This window comes from Kitasatospora sp. NE20-6 (assembly GCF_045862635.1).
In genome coordinates, this window is record NZ_BPRL01000003.1 from 380,878 (window position 1) to 400,497 (window position 19,620).

Here is a 19,620-nt window from a genome sequence, read left to right on the forward strand (position 1 = left end):
CATGACCGGTCCCGCCCCCGCCCGCACCTTCGACGCCGCCCGCCTCACCCCCGCCGTCCTCGACCGGGCCGCCGGCCGGCGGGTCCTCGGGACGCTCGTGGACGCCCCCACCCAGGAGGCCACCCTCCCCGGCCTGGAGGAGATCGCCCCCGGCTTCCCCGACTGGATCGTCACCAGCCTCTTCGGCGGCACCTACCAGCGCCCCGGCCTCGAACTCCGCGACCGCCAGCTCCTCACCCTCGCCGCGCTCGCCGCCCTCGGCGGCGTCGACCCGCAACTCCACGGGCACGTCCGCAGCGGCCTGCGCCTCGGCCTCACCGGACAGCAGATCACCGAGAGCTTCGTGCACCTCGCCCCGTACATCGGGGTGCCCAAGGCACTCGCCGCCCTGCGGGTGGCCACCGCGGCCCTCGCCGAGGCGGGCACGGACCCGGGTACGGGCACGGGCGCGGACACGGCTGCGGACACGGCCGCGGGCGCCGAGGCCGGCACACCGTGACCGCCGTCCGCACCGTGCTCGGGCCCGTGCCGCCCGGGGAGCTCGGCGTCACCGACGCCCACGACCACCTCTTCCTGCGCAGCGCCCTGCTCCCCGGCCGTGAGCTCGACGACCCCGCCGCCGCCGAGCAGGAACTCCGGGCCTTCGCCGCGCTCGGCGGCCGCGCCGTCGTCCAGTGGACGCCGTACGGCCTCGGGCGCCGCCGCGCCGACCTGCCCGCGCTGTCGAAGGCCACCGGCGTGCACATCGTCTCCGCCACCGGCCTCCACCAGGCCGCCCACTACGCCGACCCGGACAGCCTCGCCCGGCTCCCGCTCGCCGAACTCTTCACCGCCGAACTCCGCGCCGGCGCGGGCCTGGTCAAGGTCGCCGGCGGCTACCACGGCCTGGACGCGCACGCCCGGTGGACGATGGCCGCCGCCGCCGAGGCGCACCACGCCACCGGCGCGCCCGTCGCCGTCCACCACGAACTCGGCACCGGCGCGCAGGACGTCCTCGAACTCCTCTGCGACACCCTCGGCGTGCCCCCGCACCGCGTCGTCCTCGGCCACCTCAACCGCTTCCCCGACCCCGGCCTGCACCGCGAGCTCGCCGCCACCGGCGCCTACCTCGCCTTCGACGGGCCCTCCCTCGCCCACCACGCCACCGACCACCGGCTCGTCGACGGCCTGCACGCGCTCGCCGACGCCGGGCACGCCGACCGCCTCCTGCTCGGCGGCGACACCACCACGGCCGCCGCCCGCGGCAACCCCGGCATGTCCTACCTGCTGCGCCGCCTGCGGCCCCGTCTCGGCCCGGACCTCGCCCACCGGGTGCTGACCGCCAATCCGGCCGCCACCTTCGCCTGGTGACCCGGGCCGCCGCGGCAGAAGTGCGCCCGCCGGCCGCCGAAGAGGCATCCTGGTAACTGGAGGCGTGCCGCAGCGCGGACGTCCGTCCGTGGTGCCCGGGCACGCCCCAGGGGCCCCGCCGCACGGCCCGGGAGGCCGTGCCGGGGCGAGGCAGCACGGGAGCCGGCCATGAACAGCAGATCCCCCGCAGGTGTCGTCGTCGGCGTCGACGGGTCGGCGCACGCCGCGGCCGCGGCCGACTGGGCCGCCCAGGAGGCCGTCCGCCGCGGCTGTGCACTGCACCTGGTGCACGCGGTCAACACCGGCACGGTGACCCTCTCGCCCCGCACGAGCTCGGCCGTCACCGACCTGATCCTGCACGACGCAGACGCCGTCCTGGCGGACGCGCTCGGCAAGGTCCGGGCCTCCCACCCGACCCTGCGCCTCACCGGCGACGTCGTCCCGCGGGACGCGGCCGAGGCCGTGCTCACCGCCGCCGAGCACGCCGAACTCGCCGTCGTCGGCACCCGCGGCCACGGCGGGTTCGCCTCCCTGCTGCTCGGCTCCGTCAGCCTGCGGGTCGCCGCGCACGCGAGCTGCCCGGTGGTCGTCGTCCGCGGCGCCCCGCAGGTCGGCAGCCACGTGCTGGTCGCGGTCCGTGACGAACACGACGGCGGCACCCTGCGGTTCGCGCTCCGCACCGGCGAGCTGACCGGCCTGCCGGTGCACGCCCTGCACACCTGGTCGCCGGTGGTCGCGGACGTCGGCCACATGGCGCCGATGGTCGACGAGATCGGCGAGGAGGCCCGCCTGCACGAGCAGCTGCTGCGCCACACCTGCGACCCGATCCGCGAGGAGTTCCCCGACGTGGTGTTCGAGGCCCGGCAGGAGCACGGCGCGACCGCGGGCACCCTGGTCGAGGCGTCCCGCAAGGCCGCCCTGCTCGTGGTCTCCCGGCGGCAGCCGGCCCCGCACTTCGGCCTGCGGCTCGGCACCGCGGTGCACGCGGTGCTGCACCACGCGTACTGTCCGGTGGCGGTCGTGCCGCTCGGCTGATCCGCCGCCGCGCCGCCGCCGCGTCAACCGCCCGGCTCCGGGGTCGGTCCCGCAGGTGATCTGAGTCACCGCCACGGGCGCGGAGGTCGGCCGCACCCGCGCGGACGTGCATACTTGTCCGTCGGCATGCACGGCTTCGGTGCGGCGCGCCGGGAGCCGCCCGCCCCGGGGTGCAACCGGCAGCCCGCCGTTGCGCGTGCGTTCACGGGGAGGCCGTCGGACGGACGCCGGCCGGCGCGGTGCGCGGGGATCTACGGAGAGTGGCAGGGGAATGGGACTCACCAGCGGGACGGTCCTGGCGATCGCGGTCGCCGTCGCCGTCCTCATCCTGGCGGCGACCGTCGTGTGGTGGCCGCGGCTCTCCCGGCCGACCTGGCCGGCGGTGCTCGGACGGATCACCACCCTGCTGACGTGTCAGGTCGCGGTGCTCTGCGCGATCGGCCTGGTCGCCAACAACTACTTCGCCTTCTACAGCAGTTGGGACGACCTGCTGGGCACCGGCGACACCGGCCCGGTGAGCGTGCAGGCGGCCGCCGACGACCGGCCGACGGCCCGGCCGGTCGTGAAGGCCGAACTGCTGGGCCACGAGCAGGTGCAGGGCGGCAGCGGCGGCCCCGAGCAGATCGGCCAGGTGCAGTCCGTACGGATCACCGGCTCGGTCTCCGGGCTGGCCACCGACGCCTACGTCTACCTGCCCCCGCAGTACTTCCAGCCCGCGCACGCGCAGCGGCGGTTCCCGGCCGCGGTCGTGATGACCGGCTTCCCCGGGGACGCCAAGAACCTCATCACCCGGCTCAACTACCCCGCGGCAGCACTCCAGTCGATGCAGGCCGGGCGGATGCGGCCGACCGTGCTCGTGCTGATGCGGCCCTCGCCGGCGATGCCCGCCGACACCGAGTGCGAGGACGTCCCCGGCGGGGCGCCCTCGGAGACGTACTTCACCCGGGACGTGCCCGCGGTCGTGGCGGCCAGCTACCGGGTGACGCCCTCGCCCTCCGGCTGGGCGGTGATGGGCAACTCGACCGGCGGCTACTGCGCGCTGAAGATGGCCATGCGCCACCCCGAGGTGTTCCCGACCGCGGTTGCGATGTCCGGTTACTACAAGGCCGCGGAGGACGCCACGACGGGCGACCTCTTCCGGGGCAGCGCGCAGCGCCGCAACGAGGCCGACCTGATGTGGCGGCTGCAGCACCTGCCGCAGCCGCGGATCTCCGTGCTCCTGGCGGGCAGCCAGGCGGGCGACGGCGGCTACCGGCAGGGCACGGAGGCCTTCCAGCAGGCCGTGCGGGCCCCGATGACGGCGAACACCGCCTGGGTGCCGCAGGGCGGCCACAACTTCCGCACCTGGACGCAGCTGCTCGCGCCCTCGCTGGAGTGGATGTCCGCGCACCTCTCCGAGGGCGACACCGGCGCGGCGCCGGACGCCGTGGCCGCCGGCGGGATGGTCCCGGTCAGCTGAGCTGCTCCAGCACGCCGCTGTGCAGCTCGCCGACCCGGCCGCCCTCGCCCTCGTACGTCCAGAAGACCCGCACGGTGAGGGCGGCGAGGTCCATCACGTGACTGACGGTGATGCCGCTCTGCTCCGTCCAGCTGACGAACCAGACCTGCGGGCCGACCTGGGCGACGTGCAGGGCGACGTCCTCGTACTGCCCGGCGGACTCGCCGAGGCCCTCCCAGCGCAGCCGGGTGCCGTCGGCCGCGTACGTGTTGCGGAAGGCCGCGCCGTTGTCGACCTGGAAGAGGTAGGTGTGGCCGGCGAAGCCAGGCAGGGGCGCGGTCATCTCGGTCGGTTCCTCGGAGGCTCGACGGGCGGGTGCGGCCCGGGCGGCCGCACCCGTTCAACCTAGCGGACGGGGTGATCGTTCCCCACCCGGACGGCGGTACGCGGCCGCGGGGCGCCGGTGCCGTCCGTCCTGACGGCCCGTCGGGTCCGTGCGGGCGGCCCGCGGCGTGCTCGCGCGGTGTGCGGGCCCCGTCACGGCGGGTCGCCGCCGGTGCGGGCGTCCGGCGGCTGCGTGCCGACCGCTCCCGGCGTACGTTGGAGATTCGGAGGTGAGCCATGACCGAGCTGGTTCTGAGTGAGGTCGGCGCCGTCGTCGCGCCGGAGCGTGAGGCCGAACTGGTGGCCCTGTACCGCGAGCTGGTGGCGGGCCCGCTGCCCGAGGGGCTCGTCCGCACCGAGCTGCTGCACGGGCCCGGCGGCCGCTGGCGGGTGCAGAGCCTGTGGCGTGACATGGCCGCCCTGGAGGCGGTCCGCAGTGCGCCGGGGCGGCCGGCGGCGCCGGCGCTCTTCCGGAAGGTCGGCACGGAGCCGGAGCTCGCGGTGTACGTGGTGGCGGTGGCGCAGACCGGCGAGTTCACCCTGCAGTGAGCGCGGGCCCCGGCCCGCGGGCGGGTGCGGCGCGGGCCGGTCCGCCGGTTCAGGGGGCGAGCACCTGGCCGAGGCGGGCGGCGATCTCCTGCATCACCGGCACCAGGGCGGCCTGGCCGGCCTGGCCCTCCAGCGCCCTGATCCGGGCCTCAGGGCCGGAGACGGAGAGCGCGGCCGGGGCCGGTGCGCCGGGCACGGCGACGGCGATGCAGCGCACGCCGATCTCCTGCTCCTGGTCGTCGACCACGTAGCCCGCGGCGCGGGCGGCGGCGAGGTGGCGCAGGAGTTCGGCGGGGTCGGTCAGGGTGTGGGGCGTGTGGGCCTGGAGCGGCTGGGTGCCGAGCACCGCCCGGGCCTCGTCCTCGGGCAGCTGGGCGAGCAGGGCCTTGCCGACGCCGGTGCAGTGCGGCTGCACGCGCCGGCCGACCTCGGTGAACATCCGCATGGAGCGGCGTGACTGCACCTGGCCGACGTAGACGACCTCGCCGCCCTCCAGCACGGCGAGGTTGGCGGTCTCGCCGGTGGCCTCCATGAGTTCGGCCAGGTAGGGGCGGGCCCAGCTGCCGAGGAGGCGGCCGGCGGTCTCGCCGAGCCGGATCAGGCGCGGGCCGAGGGTGTAGCGGCGGGCCGTGTCCTGCCGGACATATCCCTGCTGCACGAGGGTACGGATGAGACGGTGGATGGTCGGCATCGGCAGGCCGGAGCTGGCGGACAGCTCGCTGAGCGCGGCGACGCCACCGGCGTCGGCGAGCGCCTCCAGCAGCAGGAAGGCGCGCTCGACGGACTGCACGCCGCCGGAGCGGTCGGCGCCTGTCCGGTCTGCAGGGGTGCTGGCCACCGGCGTTCCCTTCGCTGTGTCGTGGGGAGGAGCGGAGCTCGGCGATCGCCTCAACAAACCGTTGAAATTCTGCATCGCGGAAACTAGGCTCCACCCTACAGAACGGAACCCTCCACTCGGGGGTCCGCATCCCGGGAGTCCCCGTCGGGGCCCCCGCACCGGCCCGACCGTCCAAGGAGTGTCCTGCCCATGGCTGCAGATCAGGGGCCCGTCGGCGCCGTCCCCGCCGCCCCGGTCGTCACTGTCGCCGGTCCGCGCGTCGCCCGCGCCGAGGAGGTGCTCACCCCGGAGGCCGTCGCGTTCGTCGTCGGGCTGCACCGCGCCTTCGAAGGCCGCCGCCAGGAACTCCTCGCCCGACGGAAGACCCGCCGCGCGGAGATCGCCGCGACCGGCACCCTCGACTTCCTCCCGGAGACCGCGGACGTCCGGGCCGGCGACTGGACGGTCGCCGAGGCCCCCCGCGCCCTCCGGGACCGCCGCGTCGAGATCACCGGCCCCACCGACCGCAAGATGGTCGTCAACGCCCTCAACTCCGGCGCCCGCATCTGGCTCGCCGACTTCGAGGACGCCTCCTCGCCCACCTGGGAGAACGTCGTCGGCGGCCAGATCAACCTGGTCGACGCCTTCGAGGGCCGCATCGACTTCACCTCGGAGGCCGGCAAGGCCTACACCCTCGGGCCCGCCGCCGGGCTCGCCACCGTCGTCGTCCGCCCCCGCGGCTGGCACCTCGACGAGAACCACCTGCTCGTCGACGGCACCCCCGTCGCCGGCGCCTTCGTCGACTTCGGCCTGTACTTCTTCCACAACGCGGCCCGACTGCTCGCCCGCGGCGCCGACGACCCCAACTCCGGGCCGTACTTCTACCTGCCGAAGACCGAGAGCCACCTGGAGGCCCGGCTCTGGAACGACGTCTTCACCCACGCGCAGGCGGCCCTCGGCATCCCGTACGGCACCGTGCGGGCCACCGTGCTCATCGAGACCGTCACGGCCGCCTTCGAGATGGACGAGATCCTGTACGAACTGCGCGACCACGCGGCCGGCCTCAACGCGGGCCGCTGGGACTACCTCTTCTCCATCGTCAAGAACTTCCGCGACGCCGGTGAGCACTACATCCTGCCGGACCGCAACACCGTCACCATGGCCTCGCCGTTCATGGCCGCCTACACCCGCCTGCTCGTGCGCACCTGCCACCGGCGCGGCGCCCACGCCATCGGCGGCATGGCCGCGTTCGTCCCGTCCCGGCGGGACGCCGCGGTCAACGCCGCCGCCCTGGAGAAGGTCGAGGCCGACAAGCGGCGCGAGGCGGCGGGAGGCTTCGACGGGTCGTGGGTCGCGCACCCCGACCTGGTGCCCGTCGCCAGGGCCTGCTTCGACGCCGTGCTCGGCGACCGCCCGCACCAGAAGGACGCGCCCGGCTCCGCCGAGCCGGTCACGGCCGCCGACCTCCTCGACGTCGCGGGGGCGGGCGGCACCTGCACCCGGGCCGGTCTGCACAACGCCGTGCAGGTCGGCATCCGCTACATCGAGGCGTGGCTGCGCGGCATCGGTGCCGTCGCGATCTTCCACATGATGGAGGACGCCGCCACCGCCGAGATCTCCCGCTCGCAGACCTGGCAGTGGATCAACAACGGCGTCGTCCTCGCCGACACCGGGGAGAAGGCCACCGCCGGCCTCGTGCGCCGGCTCGTCGCGGAGGAGCTCGCCGAGCTGGAGGCCGAGACCGGCGAGGCCGCCTTCGCCGCCGGACGCTGGCCCGAGGCCGCCCGCCTCTTCGAACAGGTCGCGCTGGCCGAGGAGTTCGTCGACTTCCTCACCCTGCCCGCGCTGCCCCTGCTCGACTGACACCGCGCCGGCCGCCGCGGCCCCGCCCGGCGGCCGCCGGAGGAGGCCGGTCAGAGTGCGGTGAAGCCGCCGTCCACCGCGAGCGTCGCCCCGGTGACGAAGGACGAGCGGTCGCTGCACAGCCAGGCCGCCGCCTCGGCGACCTCCTCCGGGCGGGCCGTCCGCGGCTGCGGGGTGGCACGGTGGAGGGCCTCCTCCACCCCCGGGTTGGCGGCGAACCAGTCGGTCACCATCTCGGTGCCGGTGATGCCCGGCGCGATCGCGTTGACCCGGATGCCGTGCGCGCCGTACTCCGCCGCGGCAGCCTTCGTCAGCCCGATCACGGCGTGCTTGGACGCGACGTAGGGCGCGGCGACCGGGGTGGCGACCAGGCCGCCGGTGCTGCTGGTGTTGACGATCGCACCGCCGCCGGCGGTGAGCATGGCCGCGATCTCGGGGCGCAGGAAGTTCCAGACCCCGCGCAGGTTGGTGTCGACCACGGCGTCGTAGACCTCGTCGGCCATCAGGTGCAGGGGGGTGCGGCCCGTGCCGTACCCGGCGTTGTTGAAGGCCGCGTCGAGCCGGCCGAAGCGCTCCACGGCGAGCGCGACCACGGCGCGGGCGGCCGCCGGGTCGCGGACGTCGGCGGCCAGGTGGGTGACCTCGGCGCCGTCCTCGCGGAGTACGGCGGCGAGGTCGTGGAGCCGCTCGGCGCGCCGTGCGGTGAGCACGAGCCGGGCGCCCTCACGGGCGAACACCCGGGCGGCGGCGGCGCCGATGCCGCTGCTGGCGCCGGTGACGAGGGCGACCTTGCCGTGCAGCATGCCGGGTGCGGTGCTCATCGCGCTCCTTGGGGGAAGGGGCCGGGGGCCGGGACCGTCAGCAGGGGACGTGCTGCCGGTACCAGGAGAGGTGGTCGGCGAAGCGGGCGGCGAAACCCGGCCCGGGGTCGCGGCCGGTCAGCCGCCACACCGCGCCGTCGTCGAACCAGTGGTCGGTGGTGAGGCGTTCGAGGGCGTGCAGGCCGACGGGGTCGCCGGCGAGCCGGTCGCGGGCCTCCGCGAGTCCGATGCGGGAGCGGTGCCGGCGCAGCCCGAGCCGGTCGGCCAGCGCCGCCACGATCTCGGAGCACCGCACCGGCTCGGGGTGGTTGACGAAGTGCGCGCCCGGCAGCGGCACCGGGCCGAGGGCCGCCCCGACGGCGGCCTCCGCGAGGTCGCGGACGTCGACGAGCGAGAGCAGGGCGTCCCAGCCCGCGGGGTCGGCGGCCAGCCTCCGGTGCAGGGCGGCCAGCCCGGGGACGAACCAGCGGTCGCCCGCGCCGTACACCAGGTGGGGCCGCAGCACGGTGCCGCCGGCGGCGAGGACGTGCCGCTCGGCGGCGGCCCGGGTGCGGCTGGTCGCCGAGGACGGGGCGAGCGGCGCCCGGTGCGGGGCGATGCCGCGGAACGGTCCCCGGCCGTGCACGGCCGCCGTGGACACCAGCACGATCCGCCCGACGCCGTGCCGCCGGGCGTCCGCGACCAGGGCGGCCGTGCCGCGGTCGTTGACGGCGGCGAGGCCGGCCTCCGGTCCGCCGATCCGCGAGGCGCAGTGCAGGAGCACGTCGGCGCCGCGGCAGGCTCCCGCCAGGGTGGCGGGGTCGGCCAGGTCGCCGTGCACCGTCCGGCTGCCGGGGGCGGGGGTGGCGCCTCCGGGGCCGGGGTGGTGCCGGGAGAGGAGCAGGAGCGTGGCGTGCGGGGCGGAGCGGCGGGCGGCGGCGGCCACCCGGCTGCCGACGAAGCCGGTGGCCCCGGTGATCAGGATGCGTGCTGGCATGGGAGTCCCGCCGGTCCGGCCGGGTCGCGTCGGCGGTCTCAGACCAGCGCCGTGAGCAGGGTGTTGAAGACCTCGTGGCCGTCCTGGTGCCCGGTCACGTTGACGATGGCGGTGCCGGGGCGGTCGGCCGGGAGGACGCTGGTGCCGATCAGGCAGGGGCTGTCGAACTCGGCGTACCGGCCGAAGACGCTGAGTGCGCTCACCGGCAGGAAGCGAGGCGAGCCGAGTGCGGCGCGGGCCGCCTGGCGGGAGGCCTCCAGCAGCACCATGCCCGGGACGTGGTCGCACGGGTGGTCGAAGAGCACGGGGTGGTGCGGGTCGTAGCGGAGCTGCCACACCCCGGACCGGTCGGTGGGGGCGAGCACCACGTCGCGCGGGTCGGTGCGGCCGACGTACCGGGCCGGCACGGGGGCCGGCGGGGTCTCGGACGGGACGGCGCCGCGGCGGTCGCCGCGCAGCCGGTCGTAGACCCCGGGCGTGGTGCAGGTGTACTGCGCGGAGCCGGTGGCGAGGACGGCGTCGCCGCGCCGCACCTGGACGCGGTAGTGCATGGCGGCGAGCCGGCCGGCGCGGTGCTGCACCTCGGTGGTGACGTCGAGGGTGAGTTCGGCGGGGGCGGGGCCGACCGCGAGGTGCTCCTCGTGGGCGGTGTAGTCGAGCTGCCAGAGGAGGAAGTGCCGGTCCAGCGGCACGCCGTACTCGGCATGGGCGAGCAGGGCGCCGGTCTGGCGTATCGTCTCGGCGACGAGCAGAGGATCGTGCAGGGAGTCGCGGAGCGGGGTGAAGAAGGTGTGGGCCCGGGGCCACTGGGCGGAGACGGTGAAGCGGTGCTCGTCTCTGCGCTGCCAGCCGGTGAGGAGGACCTCGGCGACGGCGGCGCGGTGGACGAACTGCCGTGGCACGGTGGTGGTGAGCGGGCCGGATTCGGGTGCGGCCGGGTCGGTGGGCCCGGTCCCGGTGTGCGGTCGGCGGAGCGTGGTCGACGCTGTGGACTGCGACATGGATACCCCCAGGGGTGGACGTGAGTGACGCACAGCTCTGGCTCGAAAAAAGATACGGCATGTACGGTTTGGTTTCTAGTGCTCCCACGGGAGCGGCTTGGACCCGGAGCGGAACCCCCACCTCCGGGCGGGCACCATGGTGCGAACGGAAAGGCAGGACCCCCAGTGGCTCAACAGGAACGGGCGATCCGCACGCGGCGGACCATCCTCGCGGCGGCTGCCGCCGTCTTCGACGAGTGCGGCTACGAGAGCGCCACGATCGCGCAGATCCTGGCCCGGGCCGAGGTGACCAAGGGGGCGCTCTACTTCCACTTCACCTCCAAGGAGGAGCTCGCCCGGGGCGTCCTCGACGCCCAGCTGCTGCAGGGCGCGGTGCTGCCGCAGGCGTTCAAGCTGCAGGAACTGGTGGACGTGACGATGGCGGTCGCGCACCGGCTGCCGGGTGACCCGCTGCTGCGCGGCGGTGTGCGGCTCGCGGTCGAGCAGGCCGGCGACTTCGGCGGCGGGCCGTTCCCCGCCTGGGTCGAGCTCTGCGCCGGTCTGGTGGCCGAGGCGAAGGCGCAGGGCGAGGTGCTGCCGCACGTCGAGCCGGAGGCCGCCGCGGAGCTCGTGGTGGGCGCCTGGACGGGCATCCAGCTGCTGTCGCAGCGCATGACCCGCCGGGCCGACCTGGAGCGCAGGGTGGCCACCTTCTGGTCGCACGTGCTGCCCGGCATCGCGGTGCCCGGTGTGCTGCCGCACCTCGACACCGCCGAGGACCGGGGCGCCCGGGTGGTCCGCGACTTCGAACGCTCCGCCGGCCGCCGGATCGCCGGCTGACCCCGCCCCGCCGCCCGGTTCCGGGCGGCTTCATCTCCATGAAACAAACCGCTCATACGGTTTCTTGCTCGCCGCGAGCCGGTCGATGGGACAGAATTTTGCCCACGACGGGTCTTGGAATCCGTCCGTGGGGACGTGCTGCTCGCGGGAGGCGGCGTTGGTGAAGCAGGTGCGGGCCGTGCAGACGCGGCGGGCTCTGGTCAGGGCCGCCGCCGGACTCTTCGACCGGGACGGCTACGAGCGCACGTCCCTCTCGGCCGTCAGCGACGCGGCCCGGGTGAGCAAGGGGGCGCTCTCCTTCCACTTCGACTCCAAGGCCCAGCTCGCCAACGCGGTCGAGGACGAGGGCTACGCCGAGGCGCGGTGCGCCGTCGGCGTCGCGGCCCGGGCCGGCCGCACCCCGCTCCAGACGGTGATCGAGGTGACGCACGCCCTCGGCCGACTGCTGGAGGGCGACGACGCGCTGGCCCGCGCGGCCGTGCGCCTGGCCCGGGAACGCGAGCGCGGCGGCCCCGTGGCGCTCGACTGGCACGGTGCCTGGGAACCCGCGGTGCGGGTGCTGCTGCGGCAGGCCCGGGCCGACCGCAGCCTGCGCCCGGAGGCGGACCTCCCGGCGATCGAGGCGATGGTCGAACTCCTCGTGGTGGGCGTCGAGCTGGCCTACCGGCGGCACGCGGGCGCCTACCGCAGGGCCGAGCTGACCGCGCGCTTCTGGCGTACGGCGCTGCCCGGGATCGCGGCGCCCGGGGTGCTCCCGAAGCTCCGTGTCGAGGGCCTCGCCGACTGAGCATCGGGCCGTCCCGAGGCGTTCGACAAGGGCTTCAACTCCCTTGCCGTGCATGGCTACTGTGGCCGCCATGCAGACGAACCCGACCCGCCTGAACAAGGCCGTCATCCCCGTCGCCGGACTCGGCACCCGCTTCCTGCCCGCCACCAAGTCGACGCCCAAGGAGATGCTCCCGGTCGTCGACAAACCGGCCATCCAGTACGTCGTCGAGGAGGCCGTCTCGGCCGGCCTGCTCGACGTCCTCATGGTCACCGGCCGCAACAAGCGGCCGCTGGAGGACCACTTCGACCGCAACTACGAGCTGGAGGACATGCTCCTGCGCAAGGGCGACACCGAGCGCCTCGCGCAGGTCTGCGCCTCCACCGACCTCGCCGACGTGCACTACGTGCGCCAGGGCGATCCCCGCGGCCTGGGCCACGCGGTGCTGTGCGCCGCCTCGCACGTCGGCGACGAGCCCTTCGCGGTGCTGCTCGGCGACGACCTCATCGACCCCCGCGACCCGCTGCTCGCCCGCATGGTGGAGGTGCAGGCGCGGTACGGCGGCAGCGTGGTCGCCCTGATCGAGGTGCCGGCCGACCGCATCCACCTCTACGGCTGCGCCGACGTGCGCCCGGCCGGGCCGGACGGCCTGGTGCGGGTGGTCGACCTGGTCGAGAAGCCCGATCCCGGTACGGCGCCCAGCGGTTACGCCGTCATCGGCCGCTACGTGCTCGCGCCGGAGATCTTCGGGGTGCTGCAGCGCACGGCCCCCGGGCGCGGCGGCGAGATCCAGCTCACCGACGCCCTGCGGGAGCTGGCCCGGTGCGGCGAGGTGCGCGGCGTGGTCTTCGAGGGGCGCCGCTACGACACCGGCGACCGCGCCGAGTACCTGCGCACGACGGTGCGGCTGGCCTGCGAGCGGACCGACCTGGGCGAGGACTTCCGTTCCTGGCTGCGGGAGTTCGTCGAGAGCGAGCTGCGGAGTCCGCAGTCCGTCGGGGGCTGAGCCCGGTGTGCAACCGCGGACGGGCAGCGGTTGCACAGTGTTCGGCGCCGCGGTGTTGCCAAGAAACGAACCGCATGGTTGGTTTGTTCTTGTCACCAGCAGGGGGAGGTCGACCATGAAGGTCGTCGAAGCCGGGCACCAGCCCGACACCGCCCACGCCCTGCGGCTGGGGCCCGCGTGCCGGGCCCCGGTCGCAGCGCTGAGGCCGGCCGATTCACCACGCACCACCGGCGAGGACCCGGAGCACGTCCGCCTCCTCGCCGACTCCGAGGACGACCTGCCGCCGATCATCGTGCACCGGGGCACGATGCGTGTCGTCGACGGCATGCACCGGCTCAAGGCCGCCGTGCTGCGCGGCGACCGCGAGATCACCGTCCGGTTCTTCGAGGGCAGCCCCGACGAGGCGTTCGTCCTCGCCGTCCGGTCCAACACCGGGCACGGCCTGCCGCTCTCCGCGGCCGACCGCCGCGCCGCGGCCGTCCGCATCCTGGAGAGCCACCCGCAGTGGTCCGACCGGGCGGTCGCCACCGCCGCGGGCCTCGCCGCCCGGACGGTCGCCGCCCTCCGCAGCCGCATCCCCGCCCCGGCACCCGCGCCCGCCCCGCACGGCGGCACGGACGCCGGCGGACCGTGGCAGCACCGGGTCGGCCGCGACGGCCGGGCCCGCCCGCTCGACAGCTCCGAGGGACGCCGCCTGGCCGGCCGGCTCATCACCGACGCACCCGACGCGTCCCTGCGCACCATCGCCCAGCAGTCGGGCATCTCGCCCGGCACCGTCCGCGACGTCCGCGACCGGCTGCGCCGCGGCGAGGACCCCGTACCGCTGCGCGTGCTGCCCGTCGCACCGCCGCCGGAGCGGGGCCGCGACGACGCGCACACCGTCGTCCGGCTCGCACCGCCGGGGGAGCGCCGCACCGCCCTCGCCGACAGCCTCCACCGCGACCCCTCGCTGCGGCTCAGCGAGACCGGCCGGCTGCTGCTCCGGATGCTCCAGGTGCGCACCCTGCCGCCGGCCCAGTGGGAGCGGATCATCTCCACGGTGCCCGCCCACTCCACGGGCATGCTCTCCGCGGCGGCGGCGGAGTGCGCCGAAGCCTGGCAGCAGTTCGCGGCCCGGATGGAGCGGCGCCGGTGCGCGGGGGAGTGACCGCCGCGCGGGCAGACCGCTCAGCCGGCCGGGGTGTGGTCCGCGGCCGGCCGCGACCGGCCGGGCACCGTGACCTCGCGCAGCATCCGCAGCCCCGCCTCGGCGGGCGAACCCGGCTCCGCGCTGTACATCAGCATCCAGTGGCCCGACTCGTCGGCCAGCCGCACCGTCTCGAAGCTCAGCTCCATCGGGCCGACCAGCGGGTGGTGGAAGGACTTCACGCCCTCGACGCAGTTGCGCACCGGGTGCCGGGACCACAGCTCGGCGAACTCCGGGCTCTTCATCAGGAGTTCGCCGACGAGACCGGCCAGCCGGAGGTCGTCCGCGTGCCGGCCTGCGGTGATCCGCAGCGAGGCCACCGCCCGCCGGGCCTCCTCCTCCCACAGGGGGTACAGCTCGCGGGTGTGCGGGTCGAGGAACAGCAGCCGCTGCAGGTTCGGCCGGTCCGCGGGCCGGTCCGGGGCGGAGGCGTCCAGATGACCGGCGACCAGGGCGTGGCCGAGGGCGTTCCACGCCAGCACCTCGCTGCGCCGGTCGAGCAGCACCACCGGCACGTCCAGGGCGGCGACCAGCTGGCGGGTGCCGGCCCGGGCGTACTCGGGCCGCTCCGGCCGGCGGCGGCCCGAACCGCGGTGCGGACGGGCCAGGTTGCGCAGGTGCACCTGCTCGTCCTCGTTCAGCCGCAGGGCCCGGGCGATCGCGTCCAGCACCGCCTCCGAGGCGTTGCTGCTCTGCCCCTGCTCCAGCCGCGTGTAGTACGCGGAGCTCACGCCGGCCAGCTGCGCGAGCTCCTCGCGCCGCAGACCCGGCACACGCCGGGCCCCGTACGAGACGAGCCCGACGTCCTCCGGCAGCAGCCGGGCCCGCCGGGTGCGGAGGAATTCGCCGAGCTCGGTGGGAGTGTCCATGCACCCCAGTATCACCGCGCCGGGCCGCCGCACGGGGCGTCCAGCCTGACCCTGCGAGTGGTAGGCAGCGCGGTGGTAGGCAGCCGCTGCGTAGGCAGACCAAGGGCCTGGCCCGGCCCCGCGGGCGCTCGCAGACTTCCCCCTGAACACCCCTTCCACGCCCGACACGCTCCCCTTCCCCGCCCCGACACGGCACATGACGAAAGGCTCTGACATGTCGACAATCGACGAGGTGGCCGCCGCAACCGCGCCGGCCGCCGCGCCGCAGAAGCTCACCGGCCGGCTGCGGCTCGTCCTGGTGGTCCTGCTGGTCGCGCAGTTCATGCTGGCCGTGGACTTCTCGATCCTCAACGTGGCCCTCCCGGTCATCGGCCGCGGCCTCGGCTTCTCCCTCGCGAACCTGCAGTGGATCGCCACCGCCTTCGCCCTCTCCGCCGCCGGCTTCACCCTGCTCTTCGGCCGGATCGCCGACCTCGTCGGCCGCCGCCGGCTCTTCCTGGCCGGCCTGGCCGTGCTCGGCCTCTCCTCCCTGGTCGGCGGACTCGCCGTCAACCCGGAGATGCTGCTGATCGCCCGCGTCGCCCAGGGCCTGGCGACCGCCGCCGTCACCCCGGCCGGCCTCTCGCTGCTCACCTCCTCCTTCCCGGAGGGCCCGCTGCGCGACAAGGCGCTCGGCCTCAACGGCGCCCTCATGTCGGCCGGTTTCACCACCGGCGCGGTGCTCGGCGGCATCCTGACCGACCTGCTCAGCTGGCGCTGGGCGTTCTTCATCAACGTGCCGGTCGCCCTGGCCGTGCTGATCATCGCCCCCCGGGTGCTCGGCGAGAGCCGCGGCGAGCGCGCCCGGCTCGACGTGCCCGGCGCCCTCACCGTCACCCTCGGCCTGCTCGCCCTCGTCTTCGGCCTCACCATGGCCGGCGAGCACGGCTTCGGCGACGCCCGGGCCCTGACCGGCCTCCTCGCCGGCGTGGTGCTGCTCGTCGCCTTCTACTTCGTCGAGAAGCGGTCGCCGCAGCCCCTCGTGCCCGTCCGGGTGCTGCACCGGCGCACCGTCATCTGGGGCAACGTCGCCGGCCTCATCGCCTTCGTCACCGAGACGTCGCTGGTCTTCCTGATGACCCTCTACCTGCAGAAGGTGCTCGGCTTCTCGCCGCTCGCCGCCGGCCTGTCCTTCGCCGTCCTCGGCCTCGGCACCGTGATCGGCGGCGTCACCGCGGCCCGCGTCATCGGCCGCATCGGCACCACCCCCGCCCTCGTCACCGGCGGCATCGTGCAGGCCGTCGCCACCGCCGCCCTGCTCGGCCTCGGCGACGACCGCAGCTGGATGTGGCTGCTGCTGCTCGCCACCTTCGTCGGCGGCGTCGGCAACATGCTGGTCATCGTCGGCTTCATGGTCACCGCCACCTCCGGCCTGCCGGACGAGGACCAGGGCATGGCCACCGGCGTCGCCACCATGACCCAGCAGATCGGCATCACCATGGGCACCCCGATCATGAGCGCCATCGCCACCGCCGGGATCGGAGCCTCCGCCACCGCCGCGGCGATCCTCGACGGCGTCGGCACGGCGGTGCTCGTCAACGCGATCGTCGTGGCCGTCGGCGCCGTGCTCGCCGGGGTCTTCCTCCGGAAGCGCGCCACGGCCTGACCCCGACGGGTCCGCCCCGGCCGACCCGGTACCCCGCCCGACCCAGGCGCGGTGGCAGTGCTCCGTACAGCACCGCCACCGCGCCTCGGCATGTCCGGACGCGTTCCCCTCCCGACCCCCCTCCCATCCCCTCCCACCCCCTCCCGTCCCCCTCCGGAAAGGAGTTGTGATGCCGCTCGCCCTGCTCGCCCTCGCCGTCGGAGCGTTCGGGATCGGCACCACGGAGTTCGTCATCGTCGGCCTGCTGCCGCAGGTCGCCGGCGACCTGTCCGTCTCCGTCCCGTCCGCCGGCCTGCTGGTCACCGGCTACGCGCTGAGCGTCACCGTCGGCGCCCCGCTGACGACCGCCGCCGGCGCCCGACTGCCACGCAAGACCATGCTGCTCGCCCTGATGGGCGTCTTCGTCGCGGGCAACCTGCTCTGCGCCCTCGCCGACACCTACGCCCTGCTGATGACCGGACGCGTCGTCGCGGCGCTCTGCCACGGCGCCTTCTTCGGCATCGGCTCGGTGGTCGCCGCCGACCTCGTCGCACCCGACCGGAGGGCCGGGGCGATCGCCATGATGTTCACCGGCCTCACCGTCGCCAACGTGCTCGGCGTGCCGCTCGGCACCGCCCTCGGCCAGCACCTCGGCTGGCGCTCCACCTTCTGGGCCGTCACCGCGCTCGGCCTGCTCGGCATCGCCGGGATCGCCGCCCTCGTGCCACGCCAGCCACGCCCCCCGGCGGGCGGCATCCGGCGCGAACTCGCGGTGTTCCGCCGCGGCCAGGTCTGGCTGGCGCTGGCCACCACGATGCTCGGCTTCGGCGGCGTCTTCGCCGCGTTCACCTACGTGGCGCCGATGATGACCGAGGTGGCCGGCTTCGGCGAGTCCTCCGTGACCTGGCTGCTCGTGCTGTTCGGCACCGGCCTGTGCGTGGGCAACGTGCTCGGCGGCCGCGCCGCCGACCGTCGACTCATGCCGAGCCTGTATGTCATCCTCTCGGTGCTCGCCCTGGTGCTGGTGGCCCTGAACTTCACCGCCCACGCGAGGATCCCCGCCGCCGTCACCCTCGCCCTCTTCGGCATCGCCGGTTTCGCGACCGTGCCGCCGCTGCAGATGCGGGTGATGACCAAGGCCGAGGGCGCCCCGGCGCTCGCCTCGGCCGCGAACATCGGCGCGTTCAACCTCGGCAACGCCCTGGGTGCCTGGCTCGGCGGGCTCGCCATCGACGGCGGGCTCGGCTGGACGGCCCCCACCCTGGTCGGCGCGGCGCTCGTCGCCGCCGGCCTCGGCACCGCCCTGCTCTCCGGACTCCTCGACCGGGCCCCGCGCCCGGCCGCGTCCGACCCCCTCCCCGCAACCGCCCCCCTGATCGAGGTGCAACGATGACTGGTGTCAACCGCCGTACGATGCTGTCCCGTTCGGCCGCCGTGCTCGGCGGCACGGCAGTGGCCGGAACCCTGGCCACCACGGTCGCCGCCGCGGCAGGCGGCGCCCCCGCCGCCGAGGCCGGCGCGACGATACGCCCCGACGACCCGCGCTACGCCATGCTCACCACCGGCAACAACCAGCGGTTCGTCGCCCGCCCCGACTACGTCCGGATGATCCGCTCCACCGCCGACGCCGAGCGCGCCCTGCGCGACGCCGTCCGCCAGGGCAAGCGGGTGTCGCTGCGCAGCGGCGGCCACTGCTTCGCCGACTTCGTGTGCAACCCCGAGGTCGAGGTCGTGCTCGACTTCTCCGAGATGACCGGCGTCACCTACGACGCCCGGATGCGGGCCTTCGCCGTCGAGCCCGGCGCCCGGCTGCTCAACGTCTACGAGGCGCTCTACAAGGGCTGGGGCGTCACCGTGCCCGGCGGCATCTGCTACAGCGTCGGCGCGGGCGGCCACATCGCCGGCGGCGGCTACGGCCTGCTCTCCCGCGCCCACGGCCTCGTCGTCGACCACCTGTACGCGGTGGAGGTCGTCGTGGTGGACACCGCCGGCAAGGTCCGCACGGTCGTCGCCACCCGGGAGGCCGACGACCCGAACCGCGACCTCTGGTGGGCCCACACCGGCGGCGGCGGCGGCAACTTCGGCCTCGTCACCCGGTACTGGTTCCGGTCGCCGGGAGCGACCGGCAGCGACCCGTCGAAGCTGCTCGTGCAGCCGCCGTCGACCGTGCTCGTCTCCGCGGTCTCCTTCCCCTGGGCGGACATGACGGAGAGCCGCTTCACCCGGCTGCTGCGCAACTTCGGCGCCTGGCACGAGGCCAACAGCGGCCCCGACAGCCCGTACACCGCGCTCAGCAGCCTCTTCAACGTGTGCCACAAGGCGCACGGCACCCTCGACATGTTCACCCAGGTCGACGCCACCGTGCCCGGCGCCGACCGGCTGCTCGCCGACTACCTCGCCGCGATCACCGCGGGCACCGGCATCAGCCCCACCGCCATGACCCGGCCGTCCGGCGAACTCACCGCGATGCCGCAGCTCGCCGCACCCCGCCGCATGCCCTGGCTGCAGGCCACCCGCCTGGTCGGCACCAACAACCCGACCATCACCGACCCGACCGCCCGCGGCGCCCACAAGTCCGCCTACATGCGCCGGAGTTTCACCGACCGGCAGATCTCCGTGATGTACCGCCGCATGAGCGGCGAGGACTACTGGAACCCCGACACGATGATCGTGCTGTTCTCCTTCGGCGGGCAGGTCAACGCCGCCGCGCCGGACGCCACCGCCAACGCGCAGCGCAACTCCGTCTTCAAGATGTGCTTCCAGACGTTCTGGCACGACGCGGCCGGCGACGACGCCGCACTCGGCTGGGCCCGCGGCATCTACGAGGAGTTCTTCGCCGGGACCGGCGGCGTGCCCGTGCCCGACGACCGCCACGACGGCTGCTACATCAACTACCCCGACACCGACGTCGCCGACCCCGCGCACAACCGCTCCGGCGTGCCCTGGACGGAGCTCTACTACAAGGGCAACTACCCGCGCCTCCAGCAGGTGAAGCGCCGGTACGACCCGACCGACTACTTCCGCCACTCGCTGTCCGTGAAGCCGGCGCGCTGACCCTCCGTCCCGCGTCCTGCCTGCCGCCCGGGCGGCCCCCGTCCCGTGCCCTCCGTCCCATG

General features: G+C 74.9%; 19 protein-coding genes. 13 read left to right on the forward strand and 6 right to left on the reverse strand.

From position 1 onward, the window contains the following. Position 1: 1 nt before the first annotated feature. The 4 genes from SNE206_RS03960 (at position 2) to SNE206_RS03975 (ending at position 3,844) form a co-directional block, all read left to right on the forward strand. The gene (locus SNE206_RS03960; RefSeq protein WP_407911917.1) at positions 2 to 499 is read left to right on the forward strand and encodes a carboxymuconolactone decarboxylase family protein; all 498 of its coding nucleotides are present in this window, start codon (positions 2 to 4) and stop codon (positions 497 to 499) included. Continuing rightward, positions 496 to 1,350, forward strand: a complete 855-nt coding sequence (locus SNE206_RS03965; RefSeq protein ID WP_407911918.1) for a phosphotriesterase — start codon at positions 496 to 498, stop codon at positions 1,348 to 1,350. Before SNE206_RS03960 ends, SNE206_RS03965 begins: the two co-directional genes overlap by 4 nt. Before the next feature lie 168 nt (positions 1,351 to 1,518). After that, complete coding sequence (locus tag SNE206_RS03970) at positions 1,519 to 2,385, forward strand: universal stress protein (RefSeq protein ID WP_407911919.1); 867 nt, start codon at positions 1,519 to 1,521, stop codon at positions 2,383 to 2,385. A 271-nt stretch (positions 2,386 to 2,656) separates the two neighbouring features. Beyond that, positions 2,657 to 3,844, forward strand: a complete 1,188-nt coding sequence (locus SNE206_RS03975) for an alpha/beta hydrolase (protein WP_407911920.1) — start codon at positions 2,657 to 2,659, stop codon at positions 3,842 to 3,844. Here SNE206_RS03975 and SNE206_RS03980 read toward each other — a convergent pair. Then, positions 3,837 to 4,166 carry a MoaF-related domain-containing protein gene (locus SNE206_RS03980; protein WP_407911921.1) on the reverse strand — a complete coding sequence of 110 codons (330 nt, stop codon included), beginning with the start codon at positions 4,164 to 4,166 and terminating at the stop codon, positions 3,837 to 3,839. The two genes, SNE206_RS03975 and SNE206_RS03980, sit on opposite strands and share 8 nt — an antisense overlap. 278 nt (positions 4,167 to 4,444) lie before the next feature. On the opposite strand from SNE206_RS03980, the gene SNE206_RS03985 reads away from it, so the two are divergent. Then, the gene (locus tag SNE206_RS03985; protein WP_407911922.1) at positions 4,445 to 4,756 is read left to right on the forward strand and encodes an antibiotic biosynthesis monooxygenase; all 312 of its coding nucleotides are present in this window, start codon (positions 4,445 to 4,447) and stop codon (positions 4,754 to 4,756) included. Positions 4,757 to 4,805: 49 nt separating this feature from the next. Here SNE206_RS03985 and SNE206_RS03990 read toward each other — a convergent pair whose 3' ends face one another. Then, positions 4,806 to 5,594 (reverse strand): IclR family transcriptional regulator, encoded by a 789-nt coding sequence (locus tag SNE206_RS03990; RefSeq protein WP_407911923.1) that lies wholly within the window; start codon positions 5,592 to 5,594, stop codon positions 4,806 to 4,808. Positions 5,595 to 5,783: 189 nt separating this feature from the next. Between SNE206_RS03990 and aceB the strand changes: the two genes are divergently transcribed. Continuing rightward, positions 5,784 to 7,436 carry a malate synthase A gene (gene aceB, locus SNE206_RS03995; RefSeq protein ID WP_407911924.1) on the forward strand — a complete coding sequence of 551 codons (1,653 nt, stop codon included), beginning with the start codon at positions 5,784 to 5,786 and terminating at the stop codon, positions 7,434 to 7,436. A 50-nt stretch (positions 7,437 to 7,486) separates the two neighbouring features. Here the strand turns inward: aceB and SNE206_RS04000 are convergent, their stop codons facing one another. The 3 genes from SNE206_RS04000 to SNE206_RS04010 are packed head-to-tail and all read right to left on the reverse strand — an operon-like array spanning position 7,487 to position 10,234. Beyond that, on the reverse strand, positions 7,487 to 8,257 hold the full coding sequence (locus SNE206_RS04000; protein ID WP_407911925.1) for an SDR family NAD(P)-dependent oxidoreductase: 771 nt from the start codon (positions 8,255 to 8,257) through the stop codon (positions 7,487 to 7,489). Between the two features lie 37 nt (positions 8,258 to 8,294). Further along, positions 8,295 to 9,233, reverse strand: a complete 939-nt coding sequence (locus SNE206_RS04005) for an NAD-dependent epimerase/dehydratase family protein (RefSeq protein ID WP_407911926.1) — start codon at positions 9,231 to 9,233, stop codon at positions 8,295 to 8,297. 38 nt (positions 9,234 to 9,271) lie between these two features. Further along, complete coding sequence (locus tag SNE206_RS04010; RefSeq protein ID WP_407911927.1) at positions 9,272 to 10,234, reverse strand: ScbA/BarX family gamma-butyrolactone biosynthesis protein; 963 nt, start codon at positions 10,232 to 10,234, stop codon at positions 9,272 to 9,274. A gap of 165 nt (positions 10,235 to 10,399) precedes the next feature. On the opposite strand from SNE206_RS04010, the gene SNE206_RS04015 reads away from it, so the two are divergent. The 4 genes from SNE206_RS04015 (at position 10,400) to SNE206_RS04030 (ending at position 13,972) form a co-directional block, all read left to right on the forward strand. Then, positions 10,400 to 11,053, forward strand: coding sequence for a ScbR family autoregulator-binding transcription factor (locus tag SNE206_RS04015; RefSeq protein ID WP_407911928.1), 654 nt, complete (start codon positions 10,400 to 10,402; stop codon positions 11,051 to 11,053). 160 nt (positions 11,054 to 11,213) lie between these two features. Beyond that, a complete protein-coding gene (locus tag SNE206_RS04020; protein ID WP_405015347.1) occupies positions 11,214 to 11,840 on the forward strand; it encodes a TetR family transcriptional regulator in 627 nt (208 codons plus the stop codon). 70 nt (positions 11,841 to 11,910) lie between these two features. Next, on the forward strand, positions 11,911 to 12,825 hold the full coding sequence (gene galU, locus SNE206_RS04025) for a UTP--glucose-1-phosphate uridylyltransferase GalU (protein WP_407911929.1): 915 nt from the start codon (positions 11,911 to 11,913) through the stop codon (positions 12,823 to 12,825). Positions 12,826 to 12,940: 115 nt separating this feature from the next. Then, a complete protein-coding gene (locus SNE206_RS04030) occupies positions 12,941 to 13,972 on the forward strand; it encodes a ParB/RepB/Spo0J family partition protein (protein WP_407911930.1) in 1,032 nt (343 codons plus the stop codon). Positions 13,973 to 13,992: 20 nt separating this feature from the next. Here the strand turns inward: SNE206_RS04030 and SNE206_RS04035 are convergent, their stop codons facing one another. Further along, positions 13,993 to 14,880, reverse strand: coding sequence for a helix-turn-helix domain-containing protein (locus SNE206_RS04035; protein ID WP_407911931.1), 888 nt, complete (start codon positions 14,878 to 14,880; stop codon positions 13,993 to 13,995). 214 nt (positions 14,881 to 15,094) lie between these two features. On the opposite strand from SNE206_RS04035, the gene SNE206_RS04040 reads away from it, so the two are divergent. The 3 genes from SNE206_RS04040 (at position 15,095) to SNE206_RS04050 (ending at position 19,558) form a co-directional block, all read left to right on the forward strand. After that, positions 15,095 to 16,525: an MFS transporter gene (locus tag SNE206_RS04040; protein ID WP_407911932.1), complete on the forward strand. Its 1,431-nt coding sequence runs from the start codon at positions 15,095 to 15,097 to the stop codon at positions 16,523 to 16,525. A 169-nt stretch (positions 16,526 to 16,694) separates the two neighbouring features. After that, positions 16,695 to 17,897 carry an MFS transporter gene (locus SNE206_RS04045; RefSeq protein WP_407911933.1) on the forward strand — a complete coding sequence of 401 codons (1,203 nt, stop codon included), beginning with the start codon at positions 16,695 to 16,697 and terminating at the stop codon, positions 17,895 to 17,897. Beyond that, on the forward strand, positions 17,894 to 19,558 hold the full coding sequence (locus SNE206_RS04050; protein ID WP_407911934.1) for an FAD-dependent oxidoreductase: 1,665 nt from the start codon (positions 17,894 to 17,896) through the stop codon (positions 19,556 to 19,558). The genes SNE206_RS04045 and SNE206_RS04050 overlap by 4 nt, the downstream gene beginning before the upstream one ends. The last annotated feature ends 62 nt before the right edge of the window (positions 19,559 to 19,620 follow it).

Bases quoted from the DNA above. Each gene is read 5' to 3' on its own strand.
- SNE206_RS03960 (WP_407911917.1), top strand. From the start codon at position 2: ATGACCGGTCCCGCCCCCGCCCGCACCTTCGACGCCGCCCGCCTCACC.
- SNE206_RS03970 (WP_407911919.1), top strand. From the start codon at position 1,519: ATGAACAGCAGATCCCCCGCAGGTGTCGTCGTCGGCGTCGACGGGTCG.
- SNE206_RS03975 (WP_407911920.1), top strand. From the start codon at position 2,657: ATGGGACTCACCAGCGGGACGGTCCTGGCGATCGCGGTCGCCGTCGCC.
- SNE206_RS03980 (WP_407911921.1), bottom strand. From the start codon at position 4,166: ATGACCGCGCCCCTGCCTGGCTTCGCCGGCCACACCTACCTCTTCCAG.
- SNE206_RS03985 (WP_407911922.1), top strand. From the start codon at position 4,445: ATGACCGAGCTGGTTCTGAGTGAGGTCGGCGCCGTCGTCGCGCCGGAG.
- aceB (WP_407911924.1), top strand. From the start codon at position 5,784: ATGGCTGCAGATCAGGGGCCCGTCGGCGCCGTCCCCGCCGCCCCGGTC.
- SNE206_RS04000 (WP_407911925.1), bottom strand. From the start codon at position 8,257: ATGAGCACCGCACCCGGCATGCTGCACGGCAAGGTCGCCCTCGTCACC.
- SNE206_RS04005 (WP_407911926.1), bottom strand. From the start codon at position 9,233: ATGCCAGCACGCATCCTGATCACCGGGGCCACCGGCTTCGTCGGCAGC.
- SNE206_RS04010 (WP_407911927.1), bottom strand. From the start codon at position 10,234: ATGTCGCAGTCCACAGCGTCGACCACGCTCCGCCGACCGCACACCGGG.
- galU (WP_407911929.1), top strand. From the start codon at position 11,911: ATGCAGACGAACCCGACCCGCCTGAACAAGGCCGTCATCCCCGTCGCC.
- SNE206_RS04030 (WP_407911930.1), top strand. From the start codon at position 12,941: ATGAAGGTCGTCGAAGCCGGGCACCAGCCCGACACCGCCCACGCCCTG.
- SNE206_RS04035 (WP_407911931.1), bottom strand. From the start codon at position 14,880: ATGGACACTCCCACCGAGCTCGGCGAATTCCTCCGCACCCGGCGGGCC.
- SNE206_RS04040 (WP_407911932.1), top strand. From the start codon at position 15,095: ATGTCGACAATCGACGAGGTGGCCGCCGCAACCGCGCCGGCCGCCGCG.
- SNE206_RS04045 (WP_407911933.1), top strand. From the start codon at position 16,695: ATGCCGCTCGCCCTGCTCGCCCTCGCCGTCGGAGCGTTCGGGATCGGC.
- SNE206_RS04050 (WP_407911934.1), top strand. From the start codon at position 17,894: ATGACTGGTGTCAACCGCCGTACGATGCTGTCCCGTTCGGCCGCCGTG.